The sequence below is a fragment of the Stenotrophomonas sp. STEN021 genome (assembly GCF_056760175.1).
Map to the genome: position 1 here is coordinate 32,162 of NZ_JBRREH010000007.1, position 22,399 is coordinate 54,560.

At 64.4% G+C, this 22,399-nt stretch carries 16 protein-coding genes; 4 read left to right on the forward strand and 12 right to left on the reverse strand.

The features are described from left to right. Positions 1 to 41: 41 nt before the first annotated feature. The 5 genes from ACVOL0_RS02515 to hflK all read right to left on the reverse strand — a co-directional run bounded on the left by ACVOL0_RS02515 (position 42) and on the right by hflK (position 5,019). Positions 42 to 773 (reverse strand): AraC family transcriptional regulator, encoded by a 732-nt coding sequence (locus ACVOL0_RS02515; protein ID WP_481547756.1) that lies wholly within the window; start codon positions 771 to 773, stop codon positions 42 to 44. Positions 774 to 1,030: 257 nt separating this feature from the next. Beyond that, positions 1,031 to 2,323, reverse strand: coding sequence for an adenylosuccinate synthase (locus ACVOL0_RS02520; protein ID WP_481508789.1), 1,293 nt, complete (start codon positions 2,321 to 2,323; stop codon positions 1,031 to 1,033). Positions 2,324 to 2,567: 244 nt separating this feature from the next. Further along, the gene (locus ACVOL0_RS02525) at positions 2,568 to 2,753 is read right to left on the reverse strand and encodes a DUF2065 domain-containing protein (RefSeq protein ID WP_481547757.1); all 186 of its coding nucleotides are present in this window, start codon (positions 2,751 to 2,753) and stop codon (positions 2,568 to 2,570) included. 299 nt (positions 2,754 to 3,052) lie between these two features. Next, positions 3,053 to 3,916 (reverse strand): protease modulator HflC, encoded by an 864-nt coding sequence (gene hflC / locus ACVOL0_RS02530; RefSeq protein ID WP_481547758.1) that lies wholly within the window; start codon positions 3,914 to 3,916, stop codon positions 3,053 to 3,055. After that, the gene (gene hflK, locus ACVOL0_RS02535) at positions 3,913 to 5,019 is read right to left on the reverse strand and encodes an FtsH protease activity modulator HflK (RefSeq protein ID WP_481547759.1); all 1,107 of its coding nucleotides are present in this window, start codon (positions 5,017 to 5,019) and stop codon (positions 3,913 to 3,915) included. Before hflK ends, hflC begins: the two co-directional genes overlap by 4 nt. Before the next feature lie 295 nt (positions 5,020 to 5,314). Between hflK and ACVOL0_RS02540 the strand changes: the two genes are divergently transcribed. Then, positions 5,315 to 6,310, forward strand: coding sequence for a YhdH/YhfP family quinone oxidoreductase (locus tag ACVOL0_RS02540; protein ID WP_481547760.1), 996 nt, complete (start codon positions 5,315 to 5,317; stop codon positions 6,308 to 6,310). Between the two features lie 90 nt (positions 6,311 to 6,400). Next, positions 6,401 to 6,784: a twitching motility response regulator PilH gene (gene pilH, locus ACVOL0_RS02545; RefSeq protein WP_481511073.1), complete on the forward strand. Its 384-nt coding sequence runs from the start codon at positions 6,401 to 6,403 to the stop codon at positions 6,782 to 6,784. Positions 6,785 to 6,964: 180 nt separating this feature from the next. Here pilH and ACVOL0_RS02550 read toward each other — a convergent pair whose 3' ends face one another. After that, positions 6,965 to 7,861, reverse strand: coding sequence for a DnaJ C-terminal domain-containing protein (locus tag ACVOL0_RS02550; protein WP_481547761.1), 897 nt, complete (start codon positions 7,859 to 7,861; stop codon positions 6,965 to 6,967). A gap of 126 nt (positions 7,862 to 7,987) precedes the next feature. Further along, the gene (locus ACVOL0_RS02555; RefSeq protein WP_481547762.1) at positions 7,988 to 8,425 is read right to left on the reverse strand and encodes an Hsp20/alpha crystallin family protein; all 438 of its coding nucleotides are present in this window, start codon (positions 8,423 to 8,425) and stop codon (positions 7,988 to 7,990) included. 156 nt (positions 8,426 to 8,581) lie between these two features. Here ACVOL0_RS02555 and ACVOL0_RS02560 point away from each other — a divergent pair, with 156 nt between their 5' ends. After that, positions 8,582 to 9,064 (forward strand): redoxin family protein, encoded by a 483-nt coding sequence (locus ACVOL0_RS02560; protein ID WP_481547763.1) that lies wholly within the window; start codon positions 8,582 to 8,584, stop codon positions 9,062 to 9,064. Between the two features lie 25 nt (positions 9,065 to 9,089). Further along, entirely contained in the window at positions 9,090 to 9,665 is a 576-nt protein-coding gene (locus ACVOL0_RS02565) for a ferritin-like domain-containing protein (protein ID WP_481547764.1), read from the forward strand. 374 nt (positions 9,666 to 10,039) lie between these two features. Here the strand turns inward: ACVOL0_RS02565 and pbpC are convergent, their stop codons facing one another. The 5 genes from pbpC to acnD form a co-directional block, all read right to left on the reverse strand. Continuing rightward, a complete protein-coding gene (gene pbpC / locus ACVOL0_RS02570) occupies positions 10,040 to 12,403 on the reverse strand; it encodes a penicillin-binding protein 1C (protein WP_481547784.1) in 2,364 nt (787 codons plus the stop codon). A 250-nt stretch (positions 12,404 to 12,653) separates the two neighbouring features. Further along, positions 12,654 to 17,561 carry an alpha-2-macroglobulin family protein gene (locus ACVOL0_RS02575; RefSeq protein WP_481547765.1) on the reverse strand — a complete coding sequence of 1,636 codons (4,908 nt, stop codon included), beginning with the start codon at positions 17,559 to 17,561 and terminating at the stop codon, positions 12,654 to 12,656. A 224-nt stretch (positions 17,562 to 17,785) separates the two neighbouring features. Next, positions 17,786 to 18,979, reverse strand: a complete 1,194-nt coding sequence (gene prpF, locus ACVOL0_RS02580; protein WP_481547766.1) for a 2-methylaconitate cis-trans isomerase PrpF — start codon at positions 18,977 to 18,979, stop codon at positions 17,786 to 17,788. A 124-nt stretch (positions 18,980 to 19,103) separates the two neighbouring features. Next, complete coding sequence (locus ACVOL0_RS02585; RefSeq protein ID WP_481547767.1) at positions 19,104 to 19,481, reverse strand: endonuclease domain-containing protein; 378 nt, start codon at positions 19,479 to 19,481, stop codon at positions 19,104 to 19,106. A gap of 158 nt (positions 19,482 to 19,639) precedes the next feature. Further along, entirely contained in the window at positions 19,640 to 22,255 is a 2,616-nt protein-coding gene (gene acnD, locus ACVOL0_RS02590) for a Fe/S-dependent 2-methylisocitrate dehydratase AcnD (RefSeq protein ID WP_481547768.1), read from the reverse strand. Positions 22,256 to 22,399: the final 144 nt, after the last annotated feature.

Genomic DNA, 22,399 nt, shown 5'->3' on the forward strand with positions numbered 1-22,399 from the left:
GAATCATCTGCCCCTGCAACGCCCCCCGACACCCCCGGAAGTCATAGCCGGGCGCGAGTCGTTTCCTGCTGTGCGCGCTCGGCGATCATCGCCCGGTATTGGCGCGGTGCCATGCCAACCTCGGCCTTGAACTTGCGGGTGAAGGCACTCTGGTCGCTGAAGCCACAGGCCTGGCCGATGCTGGCCACGCTGTCCTCACCATGCAGCAGGTGCAGTGCAATCTGGATACGCAGGCGGGTAAGCACCTGTTGCGGCGTCATCTGGAACACCTTGCGAAACGACCGCTCCAGCTTGGACAGCGAAAAACCGGTGATGTCCAACAGTGTCTGCATACGCACATTCTCAGCGTAGTGCGTGTTGAGGTAGTCCAGCGCCAATCGCAATGGCTCGTACTGTGATTCCAATCCACCGCGCTGGCCAAGATCACGCGAGATACCGATCAGACCTACAACCTTGCCATTCTCGATGATGGGCCGCTTGCAGGTCAGGCACCAACCCGGCTGCTGGTTGGGAAACAACTGCAGCTCCATCACGTTCTCTATCACCTCGCCTGCCAGAACCCGCGCGTCCTGCTCGGTATAGGCCTCGCTCATCCCGACCGGGTACAACTCGTCGGCGCGCTTGCCGATGGCGTCGTTGCGTGACTTCATGCCAAGGCGCTGCATCATCGTCATGTTGACGTGGGTGTAGCGGCCATCGATGTCCTTGGCAAAGAACAACACACTTGGAATGGCGTCGAACAGCGCTTCAATTTCGGCAGGGTCAATACGCATCGGGTCGGTCGGGCTGGCAGCGGGGGCGTGCCCAACCATTCTAGCCAGCCCTGCCCCTGTAGTGCCGACCCATGGTCGGCAAGGGGCGTTACCGGTAATGCCCTTGCCGACCATGGGTCGGCACTACAGGCTTGGGCTCTATCGGTAATGCACCTGCCGACCATGGGTCGGCACTACGGGTTGGCCTTGTCGGTCATGCCCAAAACGACAACGCCCCGCTTGCGCGGGGCGTTGCTTTTTACATCACGGCGCGGCTATCAGCCCCACGGATCCTGCAGGATCATGGTGTGGTCGCGGTCCGGGCCGGTCGAAACGATCGACACCGGGCAGCCTGCCAGTTCTTCCAGCGAGCGCAGGTAGGCGCGCGCGGCCGGCGGCAGCTTGTCCCACTCGGTGATGCCGTGGGTATTTTCGCTCCAGCCCGGGAACTCCAGGTACACGGGGGTGCACTCTTCCCAGCCCTGCGCATCCAGCGGTGCGTATTCCGAACGCTTGCCGCGGTATTCATAGGCAATGCAGACCTTCAGCTTTTCCATGCCGTCGAGCACGTCGAGCTTGGTGATGCACAGGCCGGAGATACCGTTGATGGCCACGGCACGCTTCAGCGCGACGATGTCCATCCAACCGCAGCGACGCGGACGACCGGTCGACGCGCCGTACTCGGCGCCACGGTCACGGATGCCCTGGCCGATTTCATCATCCAGTTCGGTCGGGAACGGACCACCGCCAACGCGGGTTGCGTAGGCCTTGGCGATACCCAGCACGTAGTCGATGGCATCGGCGCCAACGCCGGCACCGGCCAGTGCACCACCGACGGTGGTGTTGGAGCTGGTGACGTACGGGTAGGTGCCGTGGTCGATGTCGAGCAGAGCGCCCTGGGCGCCTTCGAACAGCACGCGCTTGCCCTGCTTGCGCAGGTCATGGCAGATGCCAGCGACGTCGGACTTCATCGGCTCGACGTATTCACCGAAGGCCAGCGCTTCCTGGTAGACGGTGTCGAAATCCACCGGCTCCACGCCCAGGTACTTGGTCAGCACGAAGTTGTGGTAATCCAGCGCGGTACGCAGCTTTTCAGCCAGCTGTTCCGGGTAGTGCAGGTCGGCGATGCGGATGCCGCGACGTGCCACCTTGTCTTCATAGGCCGGGCCGATGCCGCGACCGGTGGTGCCGATGGCCTTGCCGCCAGCCGCCTTCTCACGGGCCTGATCCAGGGCAATGTGGTACGGCATGATCAGCGGTGCGGCCGGCGAGATCTTCAGGCGCGAACGCACTTCCACGCCAGCCGTTTCCAGCTCTTCGATTTCCTTGCGCAGGGCGGCCGGGGAAATCACCACGCCATTGCCGATCAGGCACAGCGCGTCGTCGCGCAGGATGCCGGATGGAATCAGGTGCAGGACGGTCTTCTTGCCATTGATGACCAGGGTATGGCCGGCGTTGTGGCCGCCCTGGAAACGAACAACTGCGCCGATTTCCTCGGTCAGCAGATCGACGATCTTGCCCTTGCCTTCATCGCCCCACTGGGCGCCAAGAACAACAACTGATTGACCCATGACGGGTAACTCCTGAATTTGCTGCGGCCGTCGGGGCCGCGGACGGGGCCGTGCACTGCCCTTGCTCCGCCATGGTGGTAGCCCCATCGGGGGGCTGCCGGCAAACGCCAGGGTCATACACGGAAAAAGCCGACCGGGATGCTCTTGAAGGAGCTCGCCCGACCGGCTTTTCTGGATTATCCGGGTTTTGCATGGCAGCTACCACCCCCATGGCTTCAGGATGGTATGGCCGTCAGGGTTTGGTTCAGTGGCGGACCCACCAGAGGATGGCGAGGCCTACAAAAAGCGCCGCGGCCCCCATCACGCGCAGGGTAGCGGTGGGCTGATCGAGCATCTGCGCGGCCATCCGCTTCCATGCCAGCGGCGCGGCGAACAGGAACAGGCCCTCGATGATGGCAACGAGGCAGAGGGCGGAAAAGAGGTCTTGCATGCGTCAGCGTCTTCAAAAACCGGGTAGTGCCGAGCCATGCTCGACAGGGCCAATACCGGGATAACCGAACCTGTAGTGCCGAGCCATGCTCGGCAGGGGCTTTACCGGAACAACCGCTGTAGGAGCGGCGTCAGCCGCGAAGCTGACACCGATGCAATCACGGGCTTGGCTGCAACCTGATCAGCCCCGGGCTTCGCGGCTTACGCCGCCTCCGAACAAGGCTTGGAAAGCCCCGGCCGAGCATCGCTCGGCACTATAGACCCCCTCTCCCGGTGGGAGAGGGGCTGAAGGTCAAACGATCAACGATCGTTCTTCATGTACTGCAGGAACGGGTCGTTCTTGTCGAGCACGATCACGCCATTGCCGTCGGTCATCGAGGAGCGGTAGGCCTCGAGGCTGCGGTAGAAGGCGTAGAACGACGGGTCGGCCGAGCCGGCCTTGCCGTAGATCGACGCGGCCTGGGCATCACCTTCACCGCGCAGCTGCTGCGCATCACGCTCGGCTTCGGCCACGATCACGGTGCTCTCGCGGTCAGCCTGGGCGCGGATGGTCAGCGACTGCTCTTCGCCCTCGGCGCGCAGCTTGGCGGCCTCCTGCTTGCGCTGGGCGCGCATGCGCTCGTACACATCGGCAATCACCTGGCTGTCAGTCGGCAGATCGATCTGCTTGATGCGCAGGTCGATGATCTCCATGCCCAAGGCAGCAATCGCCTCGTTGATCGACTTCAGCTGGCCGGCAATCAGCTCGCCACGGTCACCGGACACCAAGGCCTGCAAGGTGCGCGAGTTGATCTGGTTACGCAGCGAGTCGGTGATGATCGGTGCAAGGCGGGCGTTGACGATCTTGCTGTCGCCGCCGGTGGCGCGGTAGTAGGCGCGCACGTCGGAGATCTTGCCAATGGCGAAGAAGTCGACGCTGACGTCCTTCTGCTCGGCGGTGAAGTAACGCGCCGGGGCGGTATCCAGCACCTGGAAGCGACGGTCGAACACGCGCACGGTTTCAACCAGCGGCACCTTGAAGTGCAGGCCCGGCTTGATGTCGGCACGCACCACCTTGCCCAGGTTGAGCACCATCGCGGTCTGGTCTTCACGCACCACATAGACCGAGCCCAGCAGGCCCAGCAACACTGCGACGACTACGCCGATAACGACTGAACTTTTCATCGGCCGGCCTCCTCACGCGATGCCGAGCGCGAGACCGAACGGTCCGCGTTGCGAATGCTGTCGGTTGCCGCCGGCAAGGCCGGTGCCACCATCTCCGGGGTCAGCTGCGGCGCAGCCGAGCTCTTGCCCGCATCGGCCGGCATCGGCACGTAGATCAGCTGACGGCCGTCGCCACCGATGACTTTGCGGTTTTCGGCCAACACCTGCTCCACCGTTTCCAGCCACAGGCGCTTGCGGGTGACCTCGGGGGCGTTCTTGTACTCGCCCTGCAGCAGGGTGAAACGACGCGCGTCACCTTCGGCGCGGGCAACGATGGCCTGCTTGTAACCTTCGGCGGTGGTACGGGCACGCGATGCCTGGCCGCGCGCTTCCGGTACCACCTTGGCGGCGTAAGCCTGGGCTTCGTTGATCAAGCGTTCCTTGACCTGCTGGGCACCGTTGACCTCGTCGAAGGCCGGCTTCACTTCTTCCGGCGGACGCGCGTCAGGCAGGGTCAGGCCGGTCACGCTGAGGCCGGTCTTGTAGGCCTTCAACGAGGCCTGCAGACGCTGCTCGGCGACCACGGCCAACGGACCACGGTTGTTCAGCACGGTGTTCAGGTCGGCGCGGCCGACCTGCTCACGCACGGCGCTCTGTGCGGACTGTTCCAACATCTGGTCGGCATCAACCGTACCGAACAGATACTCGCGCGGGTCATCCACGCGGTACTGCACGTTGACCGACACGTTGACGATGTTCTCGTCACGGGTCAGCACCGGCACGTTGCTGCTGAAGGTCTTGATCTGGGTTGCATTGACCTTGACCACTGATTCCAGCGGCCATGGCAGCTTGAAGTTGGGGCCCGGCTGCAGGATGCGCGAGTACTCGCCGAAGCGCAGGACCACGCCGCGCTGCTGTTCGCCGATCAGCTGGAAGCTGGAGAACAGCAACAGCAGACCCACCGCGACCAGCACCCAGCGCCAGATACCGCCATCAAACAGGTCGCGCAGCGGCCCGGGCAGTCCACCACCCCAACCTCCGCCATTGCCGCCACGTGGCGTACGCGGCGCGCGGTTGTTGTCCGCACCACCACCGCTGTTGCCGCCGGGTGTATTCCAGGCCATGCATGCTCCATCTGTAAGGGCCAGGCTGCGGGGGCTCCCGCCGAGGACCTGACCATCTATCGAATCCCGATTCTAACAAGGCAGACTCTGAACAGGTTCGGGGCTAGCTGAACCAACAAGGTCTGCCTGCAGTCATTCCCCAGGTGCCTGATCCCGCAGTGCGGGCCCAAGCCGAAGCCGGTCCCGCGGTATACCTGCAGGCCCTATCGGCACCCAGTTTGAATAGGAATAAGGGCAGACCGGCCATTTCACAACAGTTATGGTTGCACTCCCCCGTTCCAATGCAGGCCTGCCGATGTCCCCTACCGCCCCGTTTTCCGCCTTCCGCATCCACAACGACGACGCCGGCTACCGCAGCGGCCCTGAACAAGTGGGCCTGGACCAGCTCAGCCCGGGGGAGGTGGTCATCCGCGCCCGCTGGTCTTCGGTGAACTACAAGGACGCGCTGGCTGGCACTGGCAAGGGCAAGATCCTGCGCCGCTTCCCGCTGGTGGGCGGTATCGACGTGGCCGGCGAAGTCGTCGCCTCCAGCGACCCGGCCTTCCGCGAGGGGGACCAGGTGCTGACCACCGGCTGCGGCCTGAGCGAAACCCGCGATGGCGGCTACAGCCAGTATGTGCGCCTGGAATCCAAGTGGGTGATCCCGCTGCCAGCCCAGCTCAGCCTGCGCGAGGCCATGGTGCTGGGCACGGCCGGTTTCACCGCCGCGCTGGCGCTGCTGCGCATGACCGACAACCGGCAGACGCCGGCCCATGGCCCGCTGGCCGTCACTGGCGCTACCGGTGGGGTCGGCTCGCTGGCGGTGGATATCTTCAGCCAGGCCGGCTACGAGGTGCATGCGATCAGCGGCAAGGCCGAGGCGGCGGACTATCTGACTGCCATCGGTGCCAGCCAGATCCTCGGCCGCGATGCCCTGGCCACCACCCGGCCGATGGAATCGGCGCGCTTCGGCGGCGGCCTGGACAACGTCGGCGGCAGCATGCTGACCAGCCTGTTGGCGCAGACGGCGCCCTACGGCAATGTCGCCGCGGCCGGCCTGGCCGCGTCCGGCGAACTGGACATGACGGTGATGCCGTTCATCATCCGCGGCGTGTCATTGCTGGGGGTAGCCTCGGCCGGCACCGCCCGCGACATCCGCAAGCAGGTCTGGCAACGGCTGGGCAGCGACTGGAAACCGCGTCACCTGGACCGCATCTGTACCCGCGAAGTTGGCCTGGATGGCCTGCCAGAAGTGTTCGCAACGATGCTGGACGGCAAGTCCTTTGGCCGCACTGTCGTAAGAATTGATTGACGGCGGTCACAGCCCGCCCCGGTGTGAAGGCCGCGACTTCACGTCGGCGTAGTGCCAGCACTACACTGCCGGCACTACTTGGGGAAAAACATGGCGCGTATCCTGATCGTCGACGATTCACCATCGCAGTTGATGGGCATCCAGCGCATTGTGGAAAAGCTGGGGCATGAGATTTTCACCGCAACCGATGGCGCCTCCGGGGTGGAGGTTGCCAAGCAGGTGTTGCCGGACCTGGTGCTGATGGATGTGGTGATGCCGAACCTCAACGGTTTCCAGGCCACCCGTACGCTGCGCCGCGAGGCGACCACGCAGCACATCCCGGTGATCCTGGTGACCACCAAGGATCAGGACACCGATCGTTTATGGGGCATGCGCCAGGGCGCGAAGGCCTACATCACCAAGCCCTTCACCGAAGACGATCTGTCGGCGGTGATCGCGCAGGTGTTCAGTGCCGAGGCACCGCCAGTTGGGTGAGAGTGCTTTCTTGGGGAAAGCTTTTTGAGAGGCGGGCTTTGCCCGCCTTTCTTGTTTTTGGTTGCTGGGTTTGCTTTGGGTCTGCTTGTTGGAAGCTTGCCCTCAGCCCAACCAGCAAAAAAAAGAAAAGCGGGCAAAGCCCGCTTCTCTTCAACAGCAACAGCGCAAACCAAACCGCACTCAGTCCTCGCCAAACGCCTTGGCCAGGCCCTTGTAAGCCTTGCGCTGCTCTTCATTGGTCGCCACCGGCGCAATCACCTCCAGCTCCACGATCTGGTCGCCGTCAGGCTTGCCCGGCAAGCCGCGGCCACGCAGGCGCAGCTTGCGGCCGCTGTCCGAATCCGCCGGCACCTTCAGCTCCACCGCGCCGCCCAAGGTCGGCACGCTGATACTGGTGCCCAAGGCGGCCTGCCACGGCGTCACCTGCAAGGTGTAAAGAATATTGCGGCCGTCCACTTCGAACTGCGGATGCGAGGCGTACTCCACTTCCAGCATCAGGTTGCCGCCGCCGCTCCCCTGCCCGCTCAGGCGGATCACCTGGCCCGGACGAATGCCCTTGGGCACGCGCACATCGAGCTGGCGCCCGTCCACGGTGATGCGCAGGCTGTCGCCGTTGTACGCGGCCTCCAGCGGCACCGACAGCTTGGCGCGGGTATCGCGCATAGGCTGCGGGCCTGCGCCGCCGAAGCCAGGGCCCGGACGCCGTCCACCACCAGCACCGCCGCGCTGACGGGCGAACAGGCTTTCGAAGAAATCACTGAAGCCGCCATTGGCGCCACCGCCACCAAATACCTCTTCGAAATCGAAGCCCTGCCCACCACCGAAGTTCGGTGGCGCGTTGAACTCCTCGCCGGGCCGGTAACCCTGCGCGCGCAGCTGGTCATAGGCCTGGCGCTTGGCCGGATCGCGCAGCGCCTCATAGGCCTCGTTGACCGCCTTGAATTTCTCCTCGGCACCGGCTTCCTTGCTTACGTCCGGGTGGTATTTGCGCGCCAGCCGACGGTAGGCCGTCTTGATTTCGGCATCACCGGCGCTGGGTTCAACCCCAAGCGTGGCGTAGTAATCCTTGAATTCCATCCTCACACCTCTGAAAAAAAGCTGGCCCGACACCTTGCGGCAACGGGCCATCGTGCAATCGGCAGGCGCCGTGACCCCATTCTACCGGGCCACGGTGCCTGCGCAGGTGGAAGTTCGCTCACACCATCAGGCGCTGGGCTGGCCCTGCACCACCTGGATGCGCCGCGGTGCCGCCTCGCTGCGCTTGGGGATGCGCACTTCCAGCATGCCGTTGTGGCTGTTGGCGACAATGCCCTCGGCGTCGGCGCTGTCCGGCAATACAAAACGGCGGTTGAAGCTGCCCTGCGCTCGCTCATTGCGGGTCAGGCGCTGGCCTTCGGCCAGTTCAGCTGCGTTGCGCTGGCCGCTGATGGTCAATACGCCTTTCTCCATCTGCACCTCGATGCTGGCCGGGTCGACGCCGGGCAGATCTGCCATCACCACGAAACGATTGGCCTCCTCGCGGATGTCCACTGCCGGCATCCAAGCAGAGGCGCTGCTGCTGGTGACGGTTTCAAGCAACGGCGACAACAACTGGTGAATCTCGGACTGGGTCGGCCACTGGCGGTAACGTACGATGCTCATGATGTCCTCCTGCAAGATATGGCGGGACTGGCACGCCGGAATGGCACTGCCTTCCCCATGCCAAGGACGTATTGTGTGAAGACCGCCTTTTCAAGCTGTTGACGCAACGCTTCCACCGCCTCTTTAAACTCAAATTCAGCCTAGGAGCCCCACCCAATGTCCATCAATGTCGGCGATCGTATTCCGGAAGTGACCCTCAAGCGCCTGCGCGAAGGCCTGGAAACGATCGACACCCATGCACTGTTCGACGGCCGCAAGGCCGTGCTGTTCGCCGTGCCTGGCGCGTTCACCCCGACCTGCTCGGCCCGTCATCTGCCCGGCTATGTCGAGCATTTCGAGGACTTCCGCAAGCGCGGCATCGAGGTGTTCTGTATGGCAGTCAACGACCCGTTCGTGATGCAGGCCTGGGCCAAGAGCCAGTCGGTGCCGGACGGACTGCAGATGCTGTCCGACGGCAATGGCGACTTCACCCGCGCGCTGGGTCTGGAGATGGACGCCAGCGCCTCCGGCATGGGCATGCGTTCGCGCCGCTTCGCTCTGTACATCGAAAACGGCGTGGTGCGCGCGGCATATATCGAACAACCGGGGCAATTCGAGGTATCCGGGGCCGAGCATGTGCTCGCCCATCTGCCCGCATAGGGCGCAACAGAAGGAAAGGCCAGCCATGAGCAAGCAGCCCGCCGCCAAATCGACCAAAGCCACGCAGTTGGCAGGCATCACTGATCGGAAGACCTTGCGCGCCAACGCGCGCAAGAGCATCGAGGATGGTGCGGTTACACCCACCTATACCGCCAACCGTACGGCGGTGATCAAGCTGCTCAATGATGCGTTGGCCACCGAATGGGTATGCGTGCTGCGCTACTACCGCCATTACTACATGGCCAAGGGCATGCTGGCCGATTCGGTGAAGGCCGAGTTCCTGGAGCATGCGCAACAGGAACAGGCGCACGCGGCGCTGTTGTCCGAGCGCATCGTGCAGCTTGGCGGGGAACCGGACCTTGATCCGGACACCCTCACCGCCCGCGCCCATGCCGAGTACAAGGAAGGCGGCAACCTGCGCGACATGGTGCGCGAGAACCTGATCGCCGAGCGCATCGCCATCGACAGTTACCGCGAGATGATCAATTTCGTCGGCGACAAGGACACCACCACCAAGCGCATCCTGGAACAGATCCTGGCCCAGGAAGAAGACCACGCAGACGAGTTCGCCGATCTATTGGAAGGCTGGATCGGCGAGTAACCCGGAGGCTTGCTGGAGCCGAGCCATGCTCGGCTGGAGCTTTGCCGGAAAACCCATGTTTTGGGAGCGGCACAAGCCGCGAAGCTGGCCCCGCTGAAATTGCAGGGATCTTCGTGACCTGATGCATTTGTTGCTTCGCGACTTGCACCGCTGCGACAGGGGGCATTGCTGGCAACGCCCCTGCCGAGCATGGCTCGGCACTACGGTGCTTGCGGTCCACGCGTTGTGGGAGCGGCGTAAGCCGCGAGGCTGATACCGCTGAAATTGCGCGGATCTTCGCGACCTGATGCATTGGTGGCTTCGCGGCTTACGCCGCTCCTACGTGCATTGCTGGGAAAGCCCCTGCCGAGCATGGCTCGGCACTACCTTGCCCTTCAGTTCACTACGCGAAAGCGGACGCGCGTCCAAGCGCCGTCGGCTGCCAACGCAGTGAGGGTGTGCTCGCCGGCATCGTTGAAATCACGCATGAAGGTACGCGCGCCTTGTGTCTGCGCGATCCAGCGGCCGTCGAGCAGCCATTCAATCGTGGCCTCGCTGCCCAGGGCGCGCAGCTGCAGGCGCGGGCCATGCTGTGCGCCCGGCGGGCGCGCCAGTGTCGCCAGGTCATTCAAGCCTTCAATGTGAAGTACGCCATCAGACTGCCTACCGTCATCGGCGCAGTCCGATGCCAACGGCGGCAGGCTTTGTGCCTGCCGTTGCGCCATGGTCAGCCAAGGCGAGGCCATCGCCGGCCAACGCGCGATCTCGCGATCTTCGACCTGCGGATGGCCTTCGCACCCGGGCGACAGCCGCTGGCCCGTCGTTGCGTCCACCTGGTAACGCATGCGCCCGGATTGCCAGTACCTTGCCTCGCGCTCAGGGAAGCTTGGCGGCACCACGCCATCCAGCACCCACGCAGGAAATCGCCTTTGGCACATTGCCGGCGGGGTCTGCTCGGCGGCAATGCCCAGCGGCCAACATATCTCGACTTCGCTGACGCTGTCCGGGCGTGCGCGAACGGCGTTGTCACCGGCCTGGCGCGGCAGGCTGTCGATGACCTCGAACATCAACGGCAAGGCGGTGACCGCGCCATATTGCCCCGGCAAGGGTGTTCCATCCGGACGCCCGACCCAGACGCCAACGGTATAGGAGCGGGTGCTGCCGATTGCCCAGGCATCGCGGTAGCCGTAGCTGGTGCCGGTCTTCCATGCAACGCGCGGGCGGTTGCCGGTATCGAAGGTGCCCACGCCATAGCCGGGGCGCGGATTGGATTCAAGCACATCGCGTACGATCCATGCGGCACCCGGCGATACCAGCCGGCGCTCGATGCGTGGGTCTTTCGACGTGTAGCGCACGCGACCGGCGATGCCTTCCCGATTGAGCGCGGAGAACGCCCCCACCAGATCCTCCAGGCGCGCACCGGTGCCCCCGAGAATCAACGCAAGGCTGGGCTGGGTGCCGTGCGGGAAACGCAGATTGATGCCGGCATTGCCCAGCCTTGCCGCAAATCGCGATGGCCCAACGCGATCCAGCAAATCCACCGAGGGCACGTTCAAGGACAGTCGCAACGCCGTTGCCGCGCCGACCGGACCATTGAACGCCGCATCAAAGTTGCCCGGCCGGTAGCCACCAAAACTCTGCGGCGCATCCACGATCAGGCTTTCCGAATGGATCAGGCCGTCATCCAGGGCCATGCCATACAGGAACGGTTTGAGCGTTGAGCCGGGCGAGCGCCAGGCCTGCACCATGTCGACATGGCCAAGCCGTGCCTTGTCGGCGAAAGTGACCGAGCCGACATAGGCGCGCGCCTCCAGCGTGCTGTTGTCCATCACCAGCAAGGCTGCCGAGGTGCGCTCCGGCAGCTGTGAGAAATACGAGGAAACACGTTCTTCCAGCGTGCGTTGCAGGCCGCTGTCGATCGTGGTTTCGATCTGCGGCACACGCGGATACGTGCTGCGCATACGCTGCGCCAGCAAGGCTGCATGCAGGGGCTGCTGCAGTGAACGCGCGACCACCGGCTCGATACGCGCATCGGCGACATCATCGGCCGACCACACCTTGAGCTCAGCCATGCGTGCCAGCACCTTGTCGCGGGCGCGCTGCGCGGCCTCGGGATGGCGATCCGGGCGCAGCCGGCTCGGGGATTGTGGCAGCACCGCCAGCAATGCGGCCTCGGCCTGCGACAGATGCGTGGCCGACTTGCCCAGATAGGCCCAGCTGGCCGCTTCCACGCCTTCGATGGTGCCGCCGTAAGGTGCGCGCTCCAGGTACAGATCGAGGATCTGCGACTTGCTCAGATGCAGTTCCAGCTGCAGCGCGCGCAGCAGCTGTTTCACTTTGCCCCAGGGCGTACGCGTGTGCGGATCGAGGATGCGCGCGACCTGCATGGTCAGCGTGGAACCGCCGGAGACGATGCGCCGTTCCAGCAGCATCTGCTTGCCGGCGCGTGCAAGCGCCCACGGATTGATGCCGGGGTGGCGCCAGAACCAGCGATCTTCGTAGGTCAACAAGGCCTGCAGGTACAGCGGCGAGAGGGTCTTCGCGTCTGCCGGGTAACGCCACACGCCTTCGGCATCGGCGAAGGCGCGCAGCGGCGTGCCGTCACGCGCGACCACCAAGGTGCTGGTATCGCGTGATCTCGGTAGTGGCAGCGGGAATGCCAGGTCCAGTACCAGCAGCAATGTCAGCAGGGCGGCGAGCGCCCAGCGCAGGTTGCGGAGCGTAAAGATGGTGCGCACGCGGGTGGCAACGTGTTTCAGCCGGGAGGCGCGCGTTTTCAATGGGGATGATTCTTCAGACATTGCCTGTGGAGCTGGGGCGGAACGGCTTGGCCGCGGAAGAGCTTACCCCTCCCCAGCCCTCCCCTTGCCGTTGGCAAAGGGAGGGAGCAGGAGCAGCTGCCTGACGCCGCGATCGTTGCCTGTGGCGCTGGAACGGATTGGGCGTGGATGAGCTTACCCCTCCCCAGCCCTCCCCTTGCCTCCGGCAAAGGGAGGGAGCAGCAGCCAATTACGGCTGCACCACCGTGATGGTGCTGGGGTTGGAGCGGCCAACGCCGCGCATGTCGGGACGGTACATATCCTCGGCCAACGGCGGCGGCACCATGTAGGTGCCCGGGGTGACCGCACGCACCAGGTAGAACACGTGTGCGGTGCTGCCACGCGACAGCTTCAGGGCGGCTACATAGCGGTCATCACGGAACTCCTCGTGCTTGACGTCGGCAGCGCTGGAGCGGTCGCTGACCTTGACCTCGCCCACCACCACGTCGGCCCACTGCTTGGCATCACCAAGATTGAAGTTCTCGATCTCCAGCCCGGCTGGCAACAGGTCGGTGAGCAGGGCATCGGGCATGTTCGAGTTGGAGGTGACGCTGAGCCGTACGATCAAGGCCTCGCCTTCCTTCAACGGACGCGGCGTCCACGGCTTGCCATCGGTGCCGAACCAGGACCGCTCAATGCCGATCACGCTGTTATCCGGTGCCGGCGGCTGCCGCGGAATACCGGCAACGTCGAGGCTGGCGAACATCGGCGCCTCGCCCTGCGGCGAGAAACGCACACCCTGCGCCAACTGCGCCGCATCGAAAACGCGGCCAAAGGCCTTGCGTGCACTGATGCTTTCGAGCTTGTCGCCGACCGCAAGCTCACCGGACACCAGCTTCTTCTGGTTGGCCATCAAGGCCTTGCCCAGGCGCGCCAGCGCCACCTGTTCCTGCGTGCTCAGCCACATCAGGCCACTGCCGCGGCGCACATCCAGGGTGCGGCCCAGATCGATCACACGCGCGTCGTACTCCGGCTTGGACAGGCCGCGCTCGTGCAGCAGCGCGATCATCAAGGCCTCGTCGCGCAGGCGGGTGCCGTAGTCGCCGAAGTACTCCGGGCGGTCCGCACTGGACTTGGCGAAGCCCGCGGCTATCGCCGCCTGGCCGCGCTTGCTGTCGCCCTGGATCGCCAACGCCGCACCCAGGTGCACCAGCGACAGGCCGGTGACCGCCTTGCTGCGCTCGTTGTCCCACAGCGTGCGCAGCGTACCCAGCGGCGCGCGGTTGACCCGTGCCAGCACGTAGCCGGAATAGGCCTGGTTGGCGAATTTCAAACCATCGCGACGATCACTGCCGTAGAACTGGTTACCGCCACTGAGCAGGTCTTCGCTGATGCGGTTCAAGGCCTTCTGCAGCACGTTCTCCGGCACCGCGAAGCCGGCGTCCTTGGCGTCGAGCAGGAACTCGGCGACATAGGGGGTCAATGCCGGGTTGATGTAGTCGTCGTCGCCCCACATCGAGAAGTTGCCGTTGGCCACCTGCATCGAGGCCAGCCGCCCGAACGCGCCTTCCATGCGCTCGCGGCGAGCCTTGGCATCCAGGCCATCGGCACCCAGCATGGCCGAGGTGGCCTCATCCAGCATCAGCGCCGCATAGCCCTTGCTGGTGGTCTGCTCGGCACAGCCGTAGGGGTAGTTCAACGCCCCCTGCAGCGCCGAGGCGAACGGGATTGGCGGCAAGGCGCTGACCAGCATGCGCGCATTGACCGAGCCACCCATCAGGCCATTGGCGAAGCTGCTGTCCAGGGTGACTGGCGCCAGCGGGTCCAGGGTACGCGTCTGCGAGCGCAGTACCGACGGCCACGCCGCACGTACGGGAAGGTCGTAGCGGCGGTCCACCTTGAAGCCATTGCCGTCCACCCGCACCCGCACCTTGGCCACGCTATAGCCTTCCTGCGCGGTCAGCGGGAAGCTCAGCGTGCTCTTGGCATCGCCAGCCAACTGCACCGTGCGGGTCGATTCGGCGATGCCGAGCGGGCCTTCGCCATCCACGCGCACGTTGAACTCGCCCGGCTTGCCGGTGAAGTTCTGCACGTCGAGGGTGACCGTGCTGCGGTCGCCCGGCGCCATCACCCGCGGCATGCTTGCCTCGGCCAGGATTGGCGCGCGCACCAGCGTTTCCACGTCACGGTTGCCATAGCGGTCGGCCGAATAGACCATTGTCGATACGCGCAGGGTGCCGTTGAAATCAGGCACCTGCAGCTGCACCCGTGCATTGCCCTTGGCATCCAGCGCCACCGGGCCGGAGAACAGATCCACCGTCTGCACGCGCGCGGTCGGCCGCTTGGCCTGCGGCAGTGCTGCCAGGGCCATGTCACCACCGAACTTCAGCTTGCCGCTATTGCCCTCGAAGCTTTCGATCACGCGCCCGTAGATGTCATAGGCATCCACGCCGAGGCGACGCTGCGCGAAGAAGTGCCCGGGTGCATCCGGCACCGGGAAGCGGGTGATGTTGAGGATGCCCACGTCGACCGCCGAGACGGTGACGTGCGCCGGCTTGCCAGCCAGCTCGGGCGCGCTGACGGTGACCGTCATCGGCTGTTCCGGGCGCATCTGCTTGGGCGCGACCAGACCTACCGCGACGCGGCGGTCGCGGCGATCCATCGGCACATGCACCACGCCAACAGCACGCGCCGGGGTGACCTTGCTCGGCGCGCTGCCACCACGGAACACCAGCGCGGTGATGTACACATCATGACGCTCCCAGTCCTTGCTGACCGGGATTTCAAAGGTGCTTCCGGGCTTGGCGTCGATGTCCTGCACGTACAGCATGTGGTCGCTTTCCACCATCAACACGCCACGGCCGGCATGCGGCGGGGTCAGCGTGACCTTGACGGTGTCTCCGGCGCGATAGCCGGTCTTGTCCAGCGACAGCTTGACCTTGTCGGGACGTGCATCGAGACCACGGTTGTCATCATTCCAGCTCCAACCGGCGCGGAACGGATAGCGCATGGTCAGGCCGGTGGCCGGATCGAACACGTCCACCCGGTACTCGCCCCATTCGACCGGGAAGTCGAAGCGGGCTGAGGTCGCACCGGCGTCGATGGTGCGGGTTTCCTTGTTCTCGAAGCGGCGGGTGAAGTCGTAGTCCCAACGGTTGTCGGTATAGGTCCAGTGGTAGTCGCGCAGTTCGCGCACCAGGGTGACCTTCAGCCCCTTGGCCGGCTGCGGCTTGCCGTCGGCATCCACGCGCATCAGTTCGAAGCGGGCATTGGCGTTGGCATCGGCGCCGTCGGTGTCGTTGAACAGCGGGCGCACCGCGACCAGTGCGGGTGCCGGCCACATCACCCGCTTCAGGGTGCGGGTAACGGTGCGGCCACCGGTCTCATAGACACTGCCGGACAGCAGCGCAGCCACGGTGGTGGCCTTGCCAGCTTCGGCCGGCAGCGCGACGTCTTCGCGCAGCTTGCCGTCCTTGGGCAGGGTGGTGTCGATCACGTCATTGGCTTCGCGCGGCAGCTGCACGGTCGGGTCGCCGAAGAACCAGCCCGGCATCGACTCGACCGGGTGCTGTTCGACTGCCACCGCCAGACGCGCAGTGAAGCGGTTGCCATCGGCCGGTGCGCCATACAGATAGGCCGCGTCGGCCTGCAGCTTCAGTGCCTCGCCCGGCTTGAGCGTCTTCTGCGCGCTGTCCAGGTCCAGCTTCATGCGCTCGGGCAGGAATTCCTCGATGCGCAGGGTCATGCCCTGCACGGCTTCCTTGCTGGCCGGGTCGGTACGGAACTCAACGGTCCAGCGCCCGGTGGGTGCTTCCGCCGGGATGGTCTGCTCAAACGCGAAATAGCCCTGTTCGCCTGGCTGCAGGCGGGTCTCGCGGAAGGTCTTGCCGTCCGGCTGCTTGAGCCGCAGGAACACCGGCTGGCCGCCGGTGGCTGGCCCGGCCAGGGTCTTGCCGTCGTTGTCACGCAGCAGCGCGGAGATGCGCACGGTCTCGCCAGGGCGGTACAGATCACGCCCGGACCAGGCGAAGACGTCGAAGTTGGCGTTCTGGCGCCCGGCCACAGCGAACTCGCTCAGGTCCAGCGCCGGCTGGTTGAACGGCAGCATGGTGGTGTCGCTGCCACTGCTGGCGACCAGCACATGGGCGGCATCCAGCGTGTAGTTCAGCAAAGCGTTGCCATTGCCGTCAGTCTGGCCCTTGAGGATGACCTCGCCCTTGCCATCGATGACCTTCAGCTCGACCTTCTTGGCCGGCGAACCGTCGGCCAGCGAGGCGGTATGGACGAACAGCTTGTCCTTGTAGGCGCGGGTGTGCAGACCGATGTCGCTGACCGTGAAGAACGAGGTATCGAACTCGTTGTCGAAACTGCCGGTACGCTTCATCACCGCGAAGTACAGACCGGGCTGCTGCAGTTCCTTCACCTCTTGGATCGGCAGATAGGTCAGCACCCGCTCGTTCTGCTTGCCACCCAGGATGAAGCGATTGACGTAGACCGGCTCGGCCAGTTGGTTGAGCGGGGTCTTGTCACCGTATTCGCTGTCCAGCTCCCAGCTGCCACGGCGACCGCCGCGCTGGTACTGGCTGAAGAAGGTGGGCAGGTCCTTTTCGCGCACGCGCAGGAACTCGACATCCACCTCCGGCACGTTCACCGAGACTACTGGCAGGCCGCGGCTCTCACGGGCCGGCAGCACGCTGCCCTGCGAGGCGAAGCCTACCGCAGGATCCAGCTCGCCGGTGAAGACCTTCTGCTTGACCTCGGTACCCAGCCGGTTGCCGTCGGCCGCCAGCAGGTCGGCCGAGATGATCAGCGTGTATTCCTTGGCCGCCTCCACATAGGGATAGCGCAGGGTCTTGCCGTCATCGGACAGCGACCAGCTGCTGTCCTCGTTGCCGACCTTCTCCTCGAAGCGCAGCAGCTTGTCGAAGTCCTGGGTGCCGACCAGCGGGCGCGAGAACTCCACCGCCAACGCGAGACCGTCGCCGCCCTTCTGGTCCGGGTAGGCACGCAGCATGGCAAAACCCTTGACCTCTTCCTGCTTGGTCTGGATCGCCTCACCGCTGGCGCCGGGCAGCTGCCCGGTTTCGTTCCTGCTGCATCCTGCAACCAAGGCCAGCGCCACCAAGGCGGCCGCAGCCCAACGAATACGCTTCAACATCCTGTTAGCCATGGCGTCCTCCCGCAGATCGCCGGAGTATAACCAGCCGATAGGTAAGGACCTGTGTAGCGAAATGCATTTTGCAGACGATTTGTCTGGAAGGCGGTCTACCCAGCAGCACCTGGTCGGTTCGAGTCTCCAACGCAGCAAAAGCGAAGGGCCGCTGATATCAGCGGCCCTTCGCTTGACTTCCTCGTCCATACAACCATGGACGGAGCCAAAACTCAGAACGCATCACCCGGTACGCGCACCCAGCCTTCCATCAGGATACGGGCACTGCGGCTCATCACCGCCTTGGTGACGGTCCATTGGCCATCGACCAGCGCGACCGCGGCACCAACGCGCAGCGTGCCGGATGGATGGCCGAAGCGCACCGCATCACGCTGACCGCCGCCGGCGGCGAGGTTGACCAGCGTGCCTGGCACTGCAGCTGCGGTGGCGATGGCTACCGATGCGGTGCCCATCATTGCGTGGTGCAACTTGCCCATCGACATCGCGCGGGCATTGAGGTCGATGTCGGTGGCGTGGATCTGCTTGTTGCCGCTGGAAACGTAGTCAAGCGGCGGCGCCACGAACGCGACCTTGGGCGTGTGCTGGCGCTTGAGCGCTTCTTCAGGCGTCTTGATCAGGCCCATGCGCAGCGCACCGGCAACACGGATGGCCTCCAGCTTGATCAGTGCCGCCTTGTCGTCATTGATGGCGGGCTGCAGTTCGGCACCGGTATAGCCGATGTCCGCTGCATTGACGAACACCGTGGGGATGCCGGCGGTGATCATGGTCGCCTGCAGTTTGCCGACCCCGGGCACATCGAGTTCGTCGACCAGGTTGCCGGTGGGGAACATCGCGCCGCCGCCCTCGCCTTCACCCTCGTCGGCTGGGTCGATGAACTCCAGCACGATCTCGGCGGCGGGAAAGGTCACGCCATCGAGCTCGAAGTCGCCGGTTTCCTGTACCTGGCCATCGGTAACCGGAACGTGCGCAATGATGGTCTTGTTGATATTGGCCTGCCAGATGCGCACTTCGCAGATGCCGTTCGCGGGAATGCGTGCCGGATCGACGTAGCCTGCATGCAGCGCGAATGCACCTGCACCGGTCGAGAGATTGCCGCAATTGCCGGACCAGTCGACGAAGTCGGTGTCGATCGACACCTGTCCGTACAGGTAGTCCACGTCGTGATCGGGCTTGCTGCTGGGCGCGATGATCACGCACTTGCTGGTGCTGGAGGTAGCGCCGCCCATGCCATCGGTGTGCTTGGCATAGGGATCAGGGGAACCGATCACCCGCTGCAGCAGGTGGTCACGTGCCGAGCCCGGCTGTTGGGCGCTGGCTGGCAGGTCTTCCAGGCGGAAAAATACGCCCTTGGAAGTGCCGCCGCGCATGTAGGTGGCCGGGATCTTGATCTGGGGGGCACGGGACATTGAGTGGGTTTCCTTGGGTATGTTGGTTTACCGGGATGGGAGCTATCCCCCTCTCCCCAACCCCTCTCCCGCGAGGGGAGAGGGGCTTTGGTCCGCGCGAGCGCCAGCAATGCTGGATCTCGCATCATCTGCTTTTGCCCCCCTCTCCCTTTACGGGAGAGGGGTTGAGGGAGAGGGCGCTCACAGTCGCAAGAATCACTTCCAGCACCGCATCGCCGTTCCCAAGAATCTCGTTGTTCCAGAACCGCAGAACTTTGAAGCCCTGACTCTCCAACCAGGCATCGCGCCTTGCATCCTGCCTGCTCTGGTTGTGTTGCCCGCCATCAGCTTCAACTATCAGCCGCGCCCCAAAGTGCACGAAGTCCACTACATACGGCCCCAGCGGCTGCTGTCGGCGGAACTTCTCACCCAGCAGACGATGTGCCCGAAGGTGGCGCCATAACCGCTGCTCAGCTTCGGTCATGTTTTTACGTAGCGACTTTGCAAATTTGAGCTGCTGCATGATTGCGGGCCTCCTTTGCCCCCTCTCCCCAACCCCTCTCCCGCGAGGGGAGAGGGGCTTAGGCCTCATGCAGTCTCATGAATCTCGTGTCGCAGTTGGATCACCACGCCCCTCTCCCTCTACGGGACAGGGGTCGGGGGAGAGGGTAGCTTTAGCCCTCAGGCAACCGAGCCCTCCAGGAAATCCTGTGCAAAGCGCTGCAGCACGCCGCCGGCCTCGTAGATCGCAACTTCTTCGTCCGAATCCAGGCGGCAGGTCATCGGCACCCTGACCACTTCACCGTTGCGGCGGGTGATGACCAGGGTCAGATCGGTACGCGGGGTGCGCAGGCCGATCACGTCATAGCTTTCAGTGCCATCGATGCCCAGCGTGTTGCGGTTGGTGCCCGGCTTGAACTCCAGCGGCAACACGCCCATGCCGATCAGGTTGGTGCGGTGAATCCGCTCGAAGCCTTCGGCGGCAATCGCCTCCACACCCGCAAGACGCACGCCCTTGGCGGCCCAGTCACGCGAGCTGCCCTGGCCGTAGTCGGCACCGGCGATGATGATCAGCGGCTGCTTGCGTTCCATGTAGGTCTCGATTGCCTCCCACATGCGCATGACCTTGCCTTCCGGCTCCACCCGCGCCAGCGAGCCCTGCTTCACGCTGCCGTCCTCGTTGCGCACCATCTCGTTGAACAGCTTTGGATTGGCGAAGGTGGCGCGCTGTGCGGTGAGGTGATCGCCGCGATGGGTGGCGTAGGAATTGAAGTCCTCCTCCGGCAGGCCCATCTTGGCCAGGTATTCACCGGCCGCACTGGACAGCAGGATCGCGTTGGACGGCGACAGGTGGTCGGTGGTGATGTTGTCCGGCAGCACCGCCAGCGGCAACATGCCGCGCAGCGTGCGCTCACCGGCCAATGCCCCCTCCCAGTACGGCGGGCGGCGGATATAGGTGCTCTGCGGGCGCCAGTTGTACAACGGGCTGACCTTTTCACCGTGTTCGACGCGGATGTTGAACATCGGGTTGTAGACCTTGCGGAACTGCTCCGGCTTCACCGCTGCCTTCACCACCGCGTCGATCTCTGCGTCGCTTGGCCAGATGTCCTTCAGGCGCACTTCCTTGCCGTCGGCATCGACACCCAGCACGTCCTTCTCGATATCGAAGCGCACGGTACCGGCAATGGCATAAGCAATCACCAACGGCGGCGAGGCCAGGAAGGCCTGCTTGGCATACGGATGGATGCGGCCATCGAAGTTGCGGTTACCCGACAGCACGGCGGTCGCGTACAGGTCACGGTCGATGATTTCCTGCTGGATTTTCGGGTCCAGTGCACCGCTCATGCCGTTGCAGGTGGTACAGGCGAAGGCGACGATGCCAAAGCCCAGCTGCTCCAGGTCCGGCAGCAGGCCGGCTTCTTCCAGATACAGTTGCACCGCCTTGGAACCCGGCGCCAGCGATGACTTCACCCACGGTTTGCGGGTCAAACCACGCGCATTGGCATTGCGCGCCAGCAGCGCGGCGGCAATCACATTGCGCGGATTGGAGGTATTGGTGCAGCTGGTGATGGCAGCGATGATCACCGCGCCATCCGGCATCAGGCCTTCGGCCTCCTCACTCTTGCCGCTGAGCAGCTTGGCTTCGTCGGCGATGCCGCGCTCGGCCAGATCCGACACCGGCAGGCGCTTGTGCGGGTTGCTGGGGCCGGCCATGTTGCGCACCACGCTGGACAGATCGAACTCCAGCACCCGCTCGTACTGTGCGGTTTCCAGTGCATCGGCCCACAGACCGGTGGTCCTGGCGTAGTTCTCGACCAGCGCGGTCTGCGCTTCCTCGCGCCCGGTCAGGCGCAGGTAATCGATGGTCTGCTGATCGATGTAGAACATCGCCGCAGTGGCGCCGTATTCGGGGCACATATTGGAGATGGTGGCGCGGTCACCGATGGTCAGTGCGGCAGCACCTTCACCGAAGAACTCCAGGTAAGCGCCAACCACGCGTTCCTTGCGCAGGAACTCGGTAATCGCCAGCACCACGTCGGTGGCGGTGATGTTCGGCTGCGGCTTTCCGGTCAGCTTGACGCCGATGATGTCGGGCAAGCGCATCCACGAGGCGCGGCCCAGCATCACGTTCTCGGCTTCCAGTCCGCCGACGCCGATGGCGATGACGCCCAGTGCATCCACGTGCGGAGTGTGGCTGTCGGTGCCGACGCAGGTATCCGGGAAGGCCACCCCGCCCTGCTGGTAGATCACCGGCGACATCTTCTCCAGGTTGATCTGGTGCATGATGCCGTTACCCGGCGGGATCACATCGACGTTCTCGAAGGCCAGCTTGGTCCAGTCGATGAAGTGGAAGCGGTCTTCGTTGCGGCGGTCTTCGATGGCGCGGTTCTTGGTGAACGCGTCCGGATCGTAGCCGCCACATTCCACTGCCAGTGAGTGGTCGACGATCAGCTGCACCGGCACCACCGGATTGACCTTGGCCGGATCACCGCCCTTGTCGGCAATGGCGTCGCGCAGGCCGGCCAGGTCGACCAGTGCGGTCTGGCCGAGGATATCGTGGCAGACCACGCGTGCCGGGAACCAGGGAAAATCGAGATCGCGCTTGCGCTCGATCAGCTGCTTGAGCGAATCAGTGAGCGTAGCCGGGTTGCAGCGGCGCACCAGGTTTTCTGCCAGCACGCGCGAGGTATACGGCAGCGTGGCGTAGGCGCCGGGCTGGATGGCATCGACTGCGGCGCGCGCATCGAAGTAGTCGAGCGTGCTGCCTGCGAGGTGTTTGCGGTAATCGGTATTCATGGCTGGCCTGTGAGGGTCTGGGCTTGCTGGTGTGCTTTGGGCTTTGCTCGCAGCTGCTTGCGATTGCATGAGCCACACAGCAACACATGGAACCTGTGGCTTCCCTTCTCCCGCCTGCGGGGGAAGGTGCCCGAAGGGCGGATG